The organism is Neobacillus sp. S1115, from assembly GCF_055385565.1.
In genome coordinates this window covers 3,080,945-3,095,904 of sequence record NZ_AP038275.1, presented here as the reverse complement: position 1 = coordinate 3,095,904, position 14,960 = coordinate 3,080,945, and the positions used below count along the sequence as shown (strand labels likewise).

Genomic DNA, 14,960 nt, shown 5'->3' with positions numbered 1-14,960 from the left:
AAGTAGCATGGAAATAGTTAGTGTTATCGGTTCCGGCACGATGGGACGTGGAATTGCTTATACAAGTGCAGCGGCGGGTTTTATAACCTATGTCCAAGATATCAGTGAAACTGCCCTAGGAACCTGCCGATCCTACATCGAAAAGCAATTTAATCGTGCTGTTGAAAAAGGCGAACTTGATAGAGAAACGGCAGATGCTGCCATAAACAGAATCCGCTATACCACCCAGCTTGAAGAAGCTGCGAAGGATGCCGATATAGTCATTGAAGCTGTTTTGGAAATCATGGATTTAAAAATAGAAATCTTTAAGCAGCTGGATAAAATCGTTAAGCCTTCTGTGATTTTGGCTACCAATACATCGACGATGAGCCCAACGGAAATTGCGGCGCAAACATCGAGACCGGAACGCTGTCTTGCTCTTCATTTCTTCAACCCAGTACCGAGAATGAAGCTGATTGAAGTGGTTTGTGGACTGGAAACTTCCGAGGAGACGATCGAAAAAAGCTTTGAATTTGGAAAAGCGCTCGGAAAGGAATGTGTCAAAATCAATGAGTTCCCCGGCTTTGCCACCAGCCGGATGAACTGCCTGATTGGGAATGAAGCCATGAATATGGTCATGGAAGGTGTGGGGACGGTCGAGGACATCGATAAGGCTATTAAACTGGGACTCAACCATCCAATGGGTCCGCTTCAACTCGCCGACCTTGTTGGTCTTGATACAAGGCTCCGCAATATGGAATATCTCCATAAAACACTTGGAGAGAAATACCGTCCATGTCCTATTCTCGTAAAATATGTAAAAGCAGGCCGGCTGGGGAAAAAAAGCGGTAAAGGGTTTTATAACTATAATTAATAGGGGGAGTTATTGATGCAAAACTATCAAAATCTTGAAATTAATCGAAAAGGGCGCCTTGCCTATATCGTCATTAATCGTCCTGAGCTTCGCAATGCTTTGAACTTTGAGACTTTGCAGGAGATTGCTGCCGCGCTTAATGAGTTAAGGGGAGACGATTCAGTCGGCGTTGTTGTTTTTACCGGAAAAGGTGAAAAATCCTTCGCTGCCGGAGCGGATATTAGCCAGTTAAAAAAGAAGACTGCTCTTGATGTTTTCAAACCGGGCGGGATGCAAGAGGTATATGACCTCATTGAAATGTATGATAAACCAACCATTGCGATGGTAAACGGCTTTGCCTTAGGCGGGGGCTGCGAGCTTGCGCTTGCTTGTGATATTAGGGTTGCGTCCGCGAATGCCAAGTTTGGCCTGCCGGAACTGAATCTTGCTATCATTCCTTCTGCTGGCGGGACCCAGCGCCTGGCTCGCGTGGTTGGCAAAGGGAAAGCGCTTGAGATGATTCTAACTGGAAAAATGATTGACGGGGAAGAAGCGTACCGGATTGGATTAGTATCTGAAGTAGTAGCACCTGAAGATCTGGTAGCAAAAACCGAGGAAGTAGCCGATAAAATCCTTGCAAAAGGACCGCTTGCTGTTAAGTTGGCAAAGCTTGCCGTTTTAACCGGATTTGAAACAGACCAAAGAACAGGCCTGCTTATTGAAAAACTTGCCCAAGCTGTCCTGTTTTCTACAGAAGACAAAAACGAAGGTACATCTGCCTTTTTAGAAAAAAGAAAGCCGGAATTCGCATCTAAATAAAGTAATAAGTGCCTGGTATCATCCGATTTATGACGGTACCAGGCATTTTGTTTGTCGATTTTTTGAAAAAATGCAAAAGGAAAAATTAAAATTATAGTCGAATCTTTTACTTAGTGCTTTTCTAAAAATTTTTATTGATGGAGTTTAAGATGAACAAATTTGCAGTTAACCTTACAACTATTTTTACTGAAGTTCCTTTTTTGGAACGATTTAAGAAAGCCCGGGAGAGTGGATTTTCCTATGTGGAGTGTCAATTTCCTTATGCTTATTCGATAGAAGAGATTCAGATGGAACTTGTCCGGAATGAATTATCGATGGTGCTCTTGAATTTGCCGCCAGGTAATTGGTCAAAGGGTGACCGTGGCCTTGCGGTAGACCCTAATCGGGTGGATGAATTTAGAAGTTCAGTTATGGAAGGAATAAAGTATGCCACAGCCATGAACGTTCCGAGAATTCACTGTATGGCCGGTATCGTTTCCGAAGATGATAAGAAAATCGCTAATGAAGTCTTTCTTAAGAACCTTTTCTTTGCCGGAACGGAAATGGCGAAGCATGGCATCACAGTTTTAATAGAACCGATTAACCAAAACGATATGCCGGATTATTTTTTGAGTGATATTCATCAGGCAAAGGACATTCTCGATACGTTGAGGCTGCCGAATGTGAAGCTTCAATTTGATTTTTACCATATTCAAAGAATCCATGGGAATCCGCTCACACTTTTTCAACAATATGCAGACGTGGTGGGCCATATTCAAATTGCCGATGTTCCGGGGCGGAATCAGCCTGGCATAGGGGAAATGGATTATCAAAGTATTTTTCAATATTTACATGATACATATGAAGGGTATATTGGGCTGGAATATATCCCTTTAGGGAAAAGCCAAGATAGCTTCGAATGGCTTAGGGGAGGAGGAAAATAAACATGAAAATAGGATTTGTTGGGATTGGAGTAATGGGTTCAAGGATGGTAAAAAGGCTCTTGCATCACGGGTATCAAGTAAGTATCTATAACCGGACGAAGGAAAAAGTAAAAGCGTTGGTGGAGCATGGGGCAGGACAAGAAGAAGCTATCTCATCGCTGGCACAAAGCAGTGATGTTATTTGCACCTGTTTATCTATGCCAGGGGACGTTCTAGAAGTGTATCAAGGAAACGGTGGAATCCTTGAAAATGCCCGGCCCGGTACCATTTGTATCGATTTTACTTCTGTCGGTGCAGATACGAGCAAGACCATCCACGCTCGCGCCAATGAAAAAGGATTAAGTTATCTCGACTGCCCGGTAAGCGGCGGGCCAGAGGGTGCGGAAAGTGGATCTTTGACGATAATGGTGGGGGGCGAACAGGCTGCGTTTGAAAAAGTTTTTCCGATACTAGGCGTTGTCGGGGGAACAATTGAACATCTCGGTCAATCAGGTGCTGGCAGCATTGCCAAACTCATGAACCAATATCTTGTTGCGGTTCATTCCTTGGCAGTTTCTGAAGTGATGGTAACCGGGTCTAAATTTGGCCTTGCCCCAGAGCAACTTTACAAAATTCTCTCTGCGAGCTATGGGGACAGTCGAATTTTGCGGAGACATATGAAGGAGTATGTATTCGACCGCAAATTTGAGCCTGGCGGCGCCGTGAAATATGTTCACAAAGATGTCCGCTTGGCCAATCAGCTATTACAAGAGGCAGGGTTGAGGGAATTTACGGGTCAATTGGCAGAGGAGGCCTATCGCTTGTCAACCGAGCAAGGTTTAGGCGATTTGGATATGTCGGCGGTTATTCTGCCGTTGGAGGAACAATGCGGGGTCGTGGTGAAGAAAAACAGTTAGTGTAATGAACGTAGTAAAACAGAAATTAGTTTGGTAGTATTTTACCCGTTGGGATGCCCGGATAGTTTTGACGGTAAAAATATTAGGTTCTATATTACCGTGTGATGGCTGGAAACCTGTGAGATGTAAAAATATTGGTTCTATTTTACCCACGTGATACCCGTAAACTCGGGAACGGCAAAATTAAGGGATCCTATTTTACCCGAGTGAGCCCCGGAAATCTTTGGACGGTAAAAATAGAGGTTCTATTTTACCCATTTGATACCCGTAAACTCGGGAACGGTAAAAATAGAGGTTCTATTTTACCCTCGTGGTGCTCGGAAACTAGCGAAGGGTAAAAATAAAGAATCCTATTTTACCCGCGTGATGCCAGGAAACCTGTGAACGGTAAAAATAGAGGTCTTATTTTACCCGTGTGGTACCCGAAAACTCGGGAACGGTAAAAATAAGGGATGCTATTTTACCCGTGTGATGCCAGGAAACCTGTAAAACGATAAAAATAGGGTGCTTATTTTACCCGCGTGGTGCCCGGAAACTCACGAACGGTAAAAATAAGGGATCCTATTTTACGGGCGTGGTACCCGGAAACCGATGAACGGTAAAAATAGAGGTCTTATTTTACCCGTGTAGTTCCCGTAAACTATCGAGCGGTAAAAATAAGGGATTTTATTTTACCCTCGTGAGTCCCAGAAACCTGTGGAGGGTTAAAATAGAGGCCCTATTTGCCCGAACAGGTGTCTGGTAACCCACGAATGGTAAAAATAGTCCTCCTATATTATCCGTGTGTTTTTAGAAACGATAATATCAGTCAAAAAATGTGCCAGATACCACCATTTAGTGAACATCTGGCACTTACTACGACTTTATTATCTTTGCGTGCGGACAGTGTTTTGCGAGAACGTCCATAAACTCGTCCCTGTCCTTGGGTGAAATGAGAACAGTATCATATTGACCGTAGGTAATCTCAAGTCTTTTTAAAGACAACGCCGGGCTAGATAAGGGATTCATGGTTTTCTTGACGGATTTTATGGAATAAAACGGAATAATTTTCTTAAACGGCCCATACCTAACAATTAACTTTTTATCATCAATAACATAGTAAGTAGTGAGCCACAGCCACAATATAAAAATGGATAATAGAATCGGGACTAGGAGCGCAACTATTGTTTCTCCAACATTCGGAGTGTCTTCAAAAACCGCCAATCCACTGCTTCCAATTGCAAATATCATGCCCCCGAAAACAATAACTGTTAGCCACCAATCCTTCTTTGATGAATATTTCATAATATCACCACCAAAAAGGTTCTTTATATTTAATACGATTAACTTTATAAAAAGGTTTCCTAATAAAATGATAAACCTGCAATGAATAATTCATTAAAAACAGCCAGGATACCTAAACATAACCTGGCTGTTTGTGATTCTAATTCTGATATAGATAATAATCCTGCGAATGATAACTCCTAAATCCGCAAGATTCATAGAGCTTCAGGGCATGGGCATTTTGGGCCTCAACCTCCAGAAAAATAGGCAAGCCCTTTTCATGTTCCGTTTTGACGACGTTTGACAAGGCCCTGCGGCCAATCCCTTTCCCCTGCAGTTCAGGGAAAACTGCGAAACCATAGATCCATGCTTCGCCATTAGAATCGGAAACTCGCATTTTTCCAGCTGTTTTTCCATCTGCCTCAATAATCAGCCTTTGATCGCTATTACTTTCTGAGAGTGTCTGTTGAAATTCCCGTGCTTCTTTTTCACTAAATCCAAAGCAAGAGATTTCCAACTGTATTTCTGCTTCCCAATCTTCCTTAGAAAAAGATGGTCTCACCGTTACAGAAGGATCGTCGGATAATTCGGTGAACTGCCATTTCATCTGATACTCCGCCACTGCAAAGGTACACGGAATATTTTTTAAAAATTCCTTTGCTGATTGAGAGTCTGTTGGAGCATTTAATAAAATTGTGCTCGCACCGTGTTTCTTTGCCTCGATAAGTCCCATTTCCAGCAGTTCCGAAAAAATCCCTCTTCTTCGGTAATCGGGGTGCACCATCCCGCAAAGCTCCACTTTATTTCCAAACCCATAGCTTCCTAAAAAACCAACAAGCTTGCCGTCTTCGTAACGAAAGAAATCTTCCTGCCGGTTTGCGCTACGGTTTTCGAGCATATCATCATTAAGCTTTAGGTGGAAACCACCTTCTTTTTCACAAGTCTCTTGTAGAGCTTTAATTTCCTTTAATTGTTCCTGTTTTAACATCTTTGTCACCTCAGTTCATAATCCACTATATTTATTCTTGTTCAAGTTGAAGTATTCCTTCTTCAAGGACAAGTTTCCACTATTAAGTGATGAAAAAAGTAATCAGATAATTTATAATAAACTGACAAGGGGTGGAAATAGATGAATAATTTGGGAACAAATCTTCAAGAACAAATTCACAAACTTACTGACGAATTAAACCGTACCAGCAAATTGGCCAAGATTTTTGAAGATTTTATCGACTCCAGCTACGATCCAATTTTTATTACCGATAAAAACGGATATGGTTTTAAAATGAACAAGGCTTATACAAGAGTCACGGGTGCCACAAAAGAACAGCTAATTGGAAAACATATGAACGATTTAAAAGAGAATGGCATCATTTCCGATTCCATCTCCATGCATGTTTTAGAAAAAAAAGAAAGACTCACGATGGTCCAAAAAGTAAATGGGAAAGAACTCTTGGTTACAGGTAACCCCATCTTTGATGAGAATGGGGAAATTTTGTATGTTGTCACCAACCTAAGGGACATTTCCTCTTTAAATCAATTGAAGATCGAACTAAAACAGACCAAGGCGCTTGCGGACCAGTATTTGCAAGAATTAGAGTTCTATCAAAAAAAGGAACATATCATCTCACACCAAGGCATTATCGCCAACAGTGACAAAATGTTAAAAGTCATCGATTTAGTGGAAAAAATTGCCCCGGTTCATTCGACGGTTTTACTGCTTGGGGAATCAGGGGTCGGGAAGGAAATAATCGCTAATTTAATTCAAAAATTAAGCTCCCGTGCCAATCAACCTTTCATCAAAGTGAATTGTGCCGCCATTCCCAAGGATTTGCTTGAATCTGAGTTATTTGGCTATGAAAAAGGGGCTTTTACAGGTGCTGACAGCAGGGGCAGGGCAGGACTATTTGAACAGGCCGACAAAGGCACCATTTTCCTTGATGAAATTGGGGAAATGCCGCTCCATCTTCAGGTCAAGCTTTTAAGGGTCATTCAAGAATTAGAAGTCAGACGGATTGGCGGAGGTCAACCGAAGAAAATTGATATTCGGATTATCTCAGCTACCAATAAAGACCTGGAATCAATGGTAGTCAGAGGGGAGTTTCGCCAAGACTTATACTACCGCTTAAATGTTGTTCCTATTAAAATCCCTTCCTTACGCGAACGGAAAGAGGACATCCCGCTCCTCGCTTTTTATTTTTTAAAGAAATTGAACCAAAAATATAACATGAATAAGCAATTGTCGGATGCGGCTATTACCCAAATGAAGACCTATTCCTGGCCGGGGAACATTCGCGAGATGCAGAATTTGATAGAACGGCTTGTGGTAACTGTCGAGTCAGAAATGATAGATACCCGCCATTTTTCTTTCAATCATCAGTATTTGTCCCAATCCTTAACAACTGAAAAGACATTAAAAGAAGTTGTCCAAGACCTTGAAAGAACGATGATCATGGAAGCGATGGTTCAATACCGTTCCACCAGGAAAGCGGCAAAGGCCCTCGGTATCAGCCAATCGACATTAGTGAAAAAAATGCAGAGGCTTGGATTTCAGCAAACCGATTACGTTCTTCATCAGTGATTCTGAATAGAATCACTTTTATTGTGCTTTTAGACTATAAAAATAACAATTTTGTGAACATGACAATGTTTGTGGTTTTGGCATGGAAATTGCATATTAGATAAACGTGCAGAACTATTAAAAATAATAGGGAGGAATTCATTAAAAATGAAACGATGGTTGGCAGGAGGGAACAACCCATGACAGATATTATCGGAAATAGAACAATTCCAAAGCTTTTAGAAGAAATGACTGCTCTTTTTCCCAAAAAGACCTTTATCGTATTTGAAGACAAGGATGAACAGACACTTTCTCGTACATATGAAGAATTTAGCAGCCGGGTCAGAAGGCTTGCATCTGCTTTACATGCTTACGGTATTAGAAAAGGTGATAAAGTCCTGCTGCACCTGCCTAACAGCATGGACTTTATGATTTCCTGGTTCGCCATTACATCCATTGGCGCAGTTATGGTGCCAACTAATATTCTTTCCACAGTAGATGAAATTGCCTACCTATTGGAACATTCGGAAACAAGGCTTGTCATTACCGAAGATGAATATGTAGAAAAGTTTACTAGTTTCCAACCTCAATTAAATGGTTTGATTTTGTCAAGAAGCAAGGGCAGCCAAGAGTATGGGGTAAGTCTTGATGAAGTTATCATGCAGCACGAACCAATGAAGGCCTTTCCTAAGCTCTCAAGTGATGATATTGCAGCGATATTGTATACATCAGGGACGACATCCAAGCCAAAAGGGGTTCTAATCACTCACGCCAACTATGTGTTTGTCGGAGAAATCATGTCGAGGTCGTTAAGGTTAACTCCTGAAGACCGAGTGATGATTGTACTGCCGATTTTCCATGGAAACGGTCAATATTATTTGTCGATGCCAGCCCTCACGGTAGGCGCAAGTATTGCGATAACAGAAGCCTTCAGTGCTTCCAGATATTTCAAGCAGGCGAAACGTCTCGAGGCCACGGTCGGTTCCTTGTTTGCCGCACCAATCAAAATGATTTTGAAAAAAGAATATGATTCGGAAGACGCCAATAATAACCTGCGTTTAATTGTTTTTGCCCAATCAGTTACGAGCGAACAGCTGCGAACCTTTGAGGAAAGGTACCAGGTTCCATTATGCCAGTTGTATGGCATGACCGAAACCGTCGGAACGCCGCTGATCAATCCAATAAATGGCGTACGTGATAATTTAAGTATCGGCCGTCCGAATATTGCCTATAACGTCAAACTGGTGGATGAAAATGGCTGTGAAGTAGAGGACGGTGAAGAAGGGCAAATTGTCGTTTCCGGTATTCCGGGCAGAACGATTATGAAGGGGTATTTTAACAATGAGACAGCCACAAACGAGACATTGCAGGATGGCTGGCTTTATACAGGGGATATGGCCCGTAAGGATCCGGATGCGGATTTTTTCTATTTTGTTGACCGGAAGAAGGATATGATCAAACGGGCTGGAGAGAATGTGGCAGCAAGTGAAGTCGAGTCTGTTTTGAATCAGCATCATGCTGTATTTGAAAGCGCTGTCACTGGAATGCCGGACGAAATGAGGGACGAATCCATTCACGCCTTCGTCATCTTGAAGGACGGCTATGATACTCCTCCACAGGAATTAATCGATTTCTGTACGAATAAACTAGCCAAATTTAAGGTTCCGGAATCCATTCAGATTTTAACCGAGTTTCCGAGAACGTCTGTTGGAAAAATTCAAAAGCATTTATTGAAGAATTATATCTTAGAAAAAGGGAGGAAATGAAATGAAAACGAATCTGCAAAATGAATCACCAAAATCTTCGTTAAATAACCAAAATAATATTGTAGCAAAGGTTGGACTTTTCTTTGCTAAGATTGCCGAAAGATGGCTGCCGGATGCCTTCGTTTTTGCTGTGTTGCTGACGGTGATTACGTTTCTTGGCGGAATGTTCATCACGGATAAATCACCGGTGGACATGGCCATTTATTGGGGAGACGGCTTTTGGGGACTGTTAACCTTTACCGCGCAAATTATTACTACGTTCATCATGAGTTACGCTTTAGCTTTAACAAAACCAGTTTCTAAAACACTTGAATCAATCGCCGGAATTTGTAAAACACCAACTTCTGCTATTTTACTAGTGACCTTTACGTCGCTTTTTGCCTCACTAATCAGCTGGGCATTTGGACTTGTGGTCGCCGGCATTATCGCGAAGCTAGTGGCGAAAAAGGTACGGGATGTGGATTACCGAGTCCTAGTTGCCGCTGGATATTCAGGATTTGTCATCTGGGAGGGCGGCCTTTCTTCCTCACCGGCTTTGTTCGTAGCGACAAAAGATCATGTTTTTCAAGATAAAATTGGCATCATTCCAACATCTGAGACGCTTTTCTCACCTTTAAATTTGGCCATCGTCATCATCACCTTCTTCACTTTGCCATTCATCATGAAACTAGTCCATCCAAAAAGAAAAGAAGACCGCTTTATTATTGATCAAAAACTGTTGGAAGACAAAATTGAAGTGGATACAAAAGATTCTGAGACCAATTACCTCAATGATAAATTAGAAAAAAGCAGACTTATCACCGTTTTCGGAGGGCTTTTAGGATTATCTTACTTAATCAATCACTTTGTGAAAAATGGATTTTCACTGGATTTAAATACGGTCAACCTCATCTTCTTAACGTTTGCTCTTTTATTATATGGAAACGTCCGCGACCTTGGAAAAGGGATTTTGAAGGCGTCCGGCAGCGTCGGCCAATTTGCCTTACAATACCCGTTCTACGCAGGGATCATGGGGATGATGGGTGCTTCAGGCTTGGCGTTATGGATTTCCGATTTATTCACGGATATTTCTACAAGCAATACATTGCCGTTATTTACATTTTGGGCGGCGGGATTACTCAATATGTTTATTCCTTCTGGAGGCGGCCAATGGGCCGTTCAGGCACCAATGATTATTCCGGCTGCTCTTGAAATGGGGGTAGAACCGGCAAAAGTGGTGATGGCCGTTGCTTGGGGCGATGCCTGGACCAACATGATTCAGCCATTCTGGGCCATCCCGCTTTTAGCTATCGCAGGCCTCAAAATCCGCGACATCATGGGCTTCACCGTTATCACACTTGTTTATACGGGAATCATTATCTCAGTTTGTATGTATATTTTTTAAAAAGTAAAGTAAGTGCCGGGCATCATTCATTGACAGGTGCCTGGCACTTTTCGTTTTGTAATATAATAAAAGTTCTAAACATACACTTTTCCTAGGAAAACATTATGTTTTCAGGGGTGATGGAAACATGCAATTCGAAATGCAAAAAGCGATCATGCTCGCTGAAAATATAAATAACTTTATTAAATTTGTCCATAAGACCCACGCAAATAAAAATAGTGTTTATGTAAATGTGGATAAGGTGTATCAAATGAAACTAATCATGGAGGAGTTTCAGTATCAAATCATCGCAGATGAACTTATTAGGATAAATCGATTTTCCTGGGATGGAAAATACACTTATTATTTAGTGAATCGGTTTCAAGAAGGGCACGACATTATTGAAGAGTATGTAAAAAATAACTACGATGATTTATTTATTTTCTCGGGAAGACTCTATACGCTAAAAAATCTCGTCTTATCATTCAGCAAAAAGAAACGTTATTAACAGTTATTCTTAATAATTTCAAAAATTGAATGGCTTTTCAAAAGGATTTTCACCCTCCAACATCGAATAATGAATAGTAACAACATAAGTTAGGAGTGGGGGAAATGAAAATTAAGGTCGTCATGGATTCTGGGAAGGAATATGTCATTAGCGAAAAGGATTATTCATTAAAAGACTTCACTCGAACGTTTTATACTGATTCAGCAAATGGTGAAAAAACCTTGCATAACACGCTGGTATATTTAGACAGAGACGAGAAAATTGTCATCAATCCAACACGGATTTCCTCTGTGGAGGTAATTGAAAAATAACAATGGGTGCATCCTTTCGAGGGTGCTTTTTTATTTTTAAGCAAAATTTTATCCTTGTCCCAATTGAATGTTATAATAATAGAAAAAGTATTTTTGGAGGAAACAAGGTGCCTTATCAATTAAATAAAGACTTCAAAATGTTTACCTTAAATTCAAACCGCAAGCTGGCAGAAGAAATGGCTGAACTTTTAGGCTGTACGTTAGGCCGAAGCTCCGTGAAGCAATTTAGCGATGGTGAAATTCAAATTAGCATAGAAGAAAGTGTTCGCGGAAGTGAAGTCTTCTTAGTCCAATCTACTTCACATCCAACAAATGTACATATTATGGAGCTTCTTATCATGATTGATGCCTTGAAACGAGCTTCTGCAAAAGTGATTAACATTGTTGTGCCATATTACAGCTATGCCCGCCAAGACAGGAAAGCAAGATCGCGGGAACCGATTACAGCAAAACTTGTCGCGAATCTTTTGGTTTCAGCTGGTGCCAGCAGGATTATTACGATGGATTTCCATTCCCCGCAGGTACAAGGTTTTTTTGATATACCTGTAGAACATTTAACCGGGATTCCGATTCTTTCTAAGTATTTTGAAGAAAAAGGATTAGAAGATATCGTTGTGGTTGCACCGCATAACGGCGGGGTGGTCAGAGCAAGAAAAATGGCCAGCCTGTTAAATGCCCCGATTGCCTTGATTGACCGGCGCCGCCCTGAGCACGATACATCTGATATTATGAACATTATTGGAAACATTCAAGGAAAGAATGCAATTATTGTGGATGATCTCATTGATACAGCAGGGACCATTACAACCGGAGCAAATGCCATGATGGAAAAAGGGGCAAAGGCTGTCTATGCCTGCAGCACACACCCGCTACTTTCTGGACCGGCTGTCAGCAGAATCGAATCATCCTCGATTAAAGAATTGGTGGTTACCAATACGATTTCCATTCCAGAAGAAAAGAGGAGCGGTAAAATGACAATATTATCCGTCGCTCCACTGCTTGTCGAAGCCATCGACCGTGTTCATAATAAAAAAGCCGTCAGTCCTTTATTTGAATAAGGTTTTACGAAACAATCCACCCTTGGCATATGGCTAGGGTGGATTGCTCATTTCTGGGGCTTATAAAAGAGTTACTGTCGGAACGGACCCTCTAGCTGTCGGATAACCCATTTCAACTGTCACAAAAGGTTTTATTTTTCGATCAGCTTTCCAAATGGCTTGTAAATCCAGTCAATCAATTGAGTGGGGCCAGGCATTTCTGGATATAAAATAAGTAAAACGGCGAGAAGCAATCCAAGACAGGTTAGCGAGAGGAACGCTGCTTTTTCCTTTTTTTGCTGCTTTTTCAGTTTTGGCCATTGATAAAGAAACATGATGATGGCAATGAAAATGCTAACAATCACCAGACCCCATTTCATGATTTCACCTCTTTTTTTCTGCAATTGTGTTAAGAAGTTAGGCCCTGCCTGCGAATATGGCATTCTGTATCGAATTTTAATTCCACATCGGGAAAGATTTCATCCCATCGGTACTTTTCTTTATTCCATATATTTGGGTATTTACGATGGAAGGCTTCAGCATATCCAAAGATATCTGCTTTCATCTCCTCTTGCACTTGATTCCTTGCCTTCTTAATTCTTTTTTCAATCTCTCTCGCTAACAGCGGTTCAAGAGATTTTGCTACAACTGGATTCGATACATCTAAATTTGTTTCATTTTGGACGATATCACTGGCGGATACTGATTTAAGGGTCATTGTCCATTTGCCATTCTGTATTTTTGGTATAAGCTTTGCTTGTGCTTGCAGGACATTTACTGAAATATAACCGTCCGTTTTGGGCGGCTTAATCGTGATTACTCCTAACAGGATCTCATTTCTTAGCCAAAGCACCCCTCTTGTAACGGAATCGTCAATAATTCCAATCATTTTATCCCTTTTGAAAATCGCGGTTCCGGTACTATAAGCAATCGTCCGATTAGGATTTTTCTTACTTTCGGGGGGAAGGATTGTAATCCACGGAAGAGCACAATCACCTGAATCACCAACCAGCATTTGTGCCAATTTTTTGGTGGTAATGTTCAACCCCAATTTATGCTGGCTTAATTCCTTTAAAACCTCAGACAAATCCCGTTCGAGAGGGGGCATAAGTTTTAATACCTTTTTCGCCTTTTGGCTGCTGACAAAAATTTGCCCGCGTTCCCGAAGCGTTGGATGTCGCATGATAAAGTCAATGTGTTTGGCAATACCCTGTTTAGCAAGCTCCTCATGAAAAATAAATACATCAGTGTGGCCCCAAAAGATTTTCCGCGGCAGTTTCTCTTGAAGTTTGGCCATCGCATCAGCAACGGTTTTCCCCGCTGCCGATCTTACCAGTGTTTCACTCGCTCCGCTGTTGCTGCTCTCCATCGTTTGGGTGTTGCTGCCGCCTCCTTTCGGTATAAAGACAAGAACAGTTAGCTCAATCTTATCATCTGCAAATTTGTCAAAACCAGCAGCCGTAATTAAGGCCAAATCATTTACTTCGTTCCGGTCCCAGCACCCAGAAAGTAGAATGACTAAACAAATTAGGAGAAAATAGAGCAGCCCTTTTTCACTGATTGACCGGAGTTTCATTCTGTTTATTTCCTTTCCGCTGCCCGAGCTTTTTTCGAATGGAGGCAGTTATCAGTAGGATAACAGGAATCACAACTTGTATGGATAAAATATAAACAGCCCCTGATGTTGCTAGAAAATGGGATAATTCCTGAAGGTCTCGTGCTGCCCAAAGCCCCTGTAAGAGAATTAAGAAACCAATCGGCAGTGCGATTGGGCGGTAATCTGAGAGCTTAAGCCATTGCGCAGTACCAAGAGTAAGTGCATAATAAAAGACCGTTATTTTGATAAATGTCCCGGCAATCCAAATCGCCATAACAATCGATTCCAAATGTTCCAAGAAATCAGCGATACTAATGTAACGGGCTGCCACCATCACAGGGTAGGTAAGGGAAGCGGTCAAATTTCCAAATAATAAGAGAGTCATGATGTTGGTAAGAACCATTAGAAACAAGACAATGAATACCGCTATCAATCCCCATTTAAACCCTTTTTTCTGATTTGTCACATACGGCAATAAAAAAGAGACCAGGATGAACTCACTGTACCAGCTTTGCGGGACAATTGCCCCCATTAATGAAGGCATAATCCCTTTTTCCATAATGGGAAACAGATTTTTCACTTCCAAATCTTTTATGAGCAGAATGAAAAGCAAGATGTAGAGAAGAACCACGACGGGAACGATGATTTCGGAGGCTCTACCCATTACTTCCAGGCCGCCAAGAACTGCAAACGAACAAACAACTACCATGGTTCCGATTATAACGCCCATTGGGGTATGGAACAGGGCCGCCCCAGAGACAAACTCGCCGTATTCCCGCACGATAATCCCTGTTATGTGCAAATAAAAAAATAGAAAAATGCCCCCAATCAATTTTCCAAGTATTTTTCCTAGAGCATGTTCGCTATATTCGATAATGGTTTTTCCTGGAAAAAGCTTATTCAATTGATACGATAAAAAAACAACGAAAAAACCTGTTCCGGACGCCCATATTGGGGACAGCCATAAATCATGATGGGCATGTTTGGCTGTGATCGACGGCACCAACAGAAGCACAGTTGCGATTATGGTCGGGATCATTAGCAAGGCCATTTGAACTGGCGAAATTTTACCTTGTTCCAGCATGGTG

At 41.5% G+C, this 14,960-nt stretch carries 15 protein-coding genes; 10 read left to right on the top strand and 5 right to left on the bottom strand.

Going from position 1 to position 14,960, the window contains the following annotated elements:
* The first annotated feature begins 7 nt into the window (after window positions 1–7).
* The 4 genes from ACZ5B7_RS14975 (at window position 8) to ACZ5B7_RS14960 (ending at window position 3,470) form a co-directional block, all read left to right on the top strand.
* Window positions 8–853, top strand: coding sequence for a 3-hydroxyacyl-CoA dehydrogenase family protein (locus tag ACZ5B7_RS14975; protein ID WP_464494381.1), 846 nt, complete (start codon window positions 8–10; stop codon window positions 851–853).
* 15 nt (window positions 854–868) lie between these two features.
* The gene (locus ACZ5B7_RS14970; protein WP_464494380.1) at window positions 869–1,651 is read left to right on the top strand and encodes an enoyl-CoA hydratase/isomerase family protein; all 783 of its coding nucleotides are present in this window, start codon (window positions 869–871) and stop codon (window positions 1,649–1,651) included.
* A gap of 149 nt (window positions 1,652–1,800) precedes the next feature.
* The gene (locus ACZ5B7_RS14965; protein ID WP_464494379.1) at window positions 1,801–2,574 is read left to right on the top strand and encodes a hydroxypyruvate isomerase family protein; all 774 of its coding nucleotides are present in this window, start codon (window positions 1,801–1,803) and stop codon (window positions 2,572–2,574) included.
* 2 nt (window positions 2,575–2,576) lie between these two features.
* The gene (locus ACZ5B7_RS14960) at window positions 2,577–3,470 is read left to right on the top strand and encodes an NAD(P)-dependent oxidoreductase (protein WP_464494378.1); all 894 of its coding nucleotides are present in this window, start codon (window positions 2,577–2,579) and stop codon (window positions 3,468–3,470) included.
* An 855-nt stretch (window positions 3,471–4,325) separates the two neighbouring features.
* On the opposite strand, the gene ACZ5B7_RS14955 is transcribed toward ACZ5B7_RS14960, so the two are convergent.
* Window positions 4,326–4,754, bottom strand: coding sequence for a PH domain-containing protein (locus ACZ5B7_RS14955; RefSeq protein ID WP_464494377.1), 429 nt, complete (start codon window positions 4,752–4,754; stop codon window positions 4,326–4,328).
* Between the two features lie 139 nt (window positions 4,755–4,893).
* On the bottom strand, window positions 4,894–5,721 hold the full coding sequence (locus ACZ5B7_RS14950) for a GNAT family N-acetyltransferase (RefSeq protein WP_464494376.1): 828 nt from the start codon (window positions 5,719–5,721) through the stop codon (window positions 4,894–4,896).
* A 141-nt stretch (window positions 5,722–5,862) separates the two neighbouring features.
* Between ACZ5B7_RS14950 and ACZ5B7_RS14945 the strand changes: the two genes are divergently transcribed.
* From ACZ5B7_RS14945 to ACZ5B7_RS14920, 6 genes are all read left to right on the top strand, one after another.
* Window positions 5,863–7,311, top strand: coding sequence for a sigma-54 interaction domain-containing protein (locus ACZ5B7_RS14945; RefSeq protein ID WP_464494375.1), 1,449 nt, complete (start codon window positions 5,863–5,865; stop codon window positions 7,309–7,311).
* A 179-nt stretch (window positions 7,312–7,490) separates the two neighbouring features.
* Entirely contained in the window at window positions 7,491–9,056 is a 1,566-nt protein-coding gene (locus ACZ5B7_RS14940; RefSeq protein ID WP_464494374.1) for an AMP-binding protein, read from the top strand.
* A gap of 1 nt (window position 9,057) precedes the next feature.
* Entirely contained in the window at window positions 9,058–10,440 is a 1,383-nt protein-coding gene (locus tag ACZ5B7_RS14935) for a short-chain fatty acid transporter (protein ID WP_464494373.1), read from the top strand.
* 127 nt (window positions 10,441–10,567) lie between these two features.
* The gene (locus tag ACZ5B7_RS14930; protein WP_464494372.1) at window positions 10,568–10,927 is read left to right on the top strand and encodes a hypothetical protein; all 360 of its coding nucleotides are present in this window, start codon (window positions 10,568–10,570) and stop codon (window positions 10,925–10,927) included.
* A 104-nt stretch (window positions 10,928–11,031) separates the two neighbouring features.
* Window positions 11,032–11,238: a hypothetical protein gene (locus ACZ5B7_RS14925; RefSeq protein WP_213139876.1), complete on the top strand. Its 207-nt coding sequence runs from the start codon at window positions 11,032–11,034 to the stop codon at window positions 11,236–11,238.
* A 107-nt stretch (window positions 11,239–11,345) separates the two neighbouring features.
* Window positions 11,346–12,296, top strand: coding sequence for a ribose-phosphate diphosphokinase (locus tag ACZ5B7_RS14920; RefSeq protein ID WP_423802540.1), 951 nt, complete (start codon window positions 11,346–11,348; stop codon window positions 12,294–12,296).
* Window positions 12,297–12,427: 131 nt separating this feature from the next.
* Here the strand turns inward: ACZ5B7_RS14920 and ACZ5B7_RS14915 are convergent, their stop codons facing one another.
* From ACZ5B7_RS14915 to ACZ5B7_RS14905, 3 genes are read right to left on the bottom strand one after another with little or no spacing between them, the layout of a single operon-like run.
* On the bottom strand, window positions 12,428–12,655 hold the full coding sequence (locus ACZ5B7_RS14915) for a hypothetical protein (protein ID WP_423802539.1): 228 nt from the start codon (window positions 12,653–12,655) through the stop codon (window positions 12,428–12,430).
* A gap of 29 nt (window positions 12,656–12,684) precedes the next feature.
* Entirely contained in the window at window positions 12,685–13,851 is a 1,167-nt protein-coding gene (locus ACZ5B7_RS14910; protein WP_464494371.1) for a Ger(x)C family spore germination protein, read from the bottom strand.
* A complete protein-coding gene (locus ACZ5B7_RS14905; protein WP_464494370.1) occupies window positions 13,829–14,956 on the bottom strand; it encodes a GerAB/ArcD/ProY family transporter in 1,128 nt (375 codons plus the stop codon). The genes ACZ5B7_RS14910 and ACZ5B7_RS14905 overlap by 23 nt, the downstream gene beginning before the upstream one ends.
* Window positions 14,957–14,960: the final 4 nt, after the last annotated feature.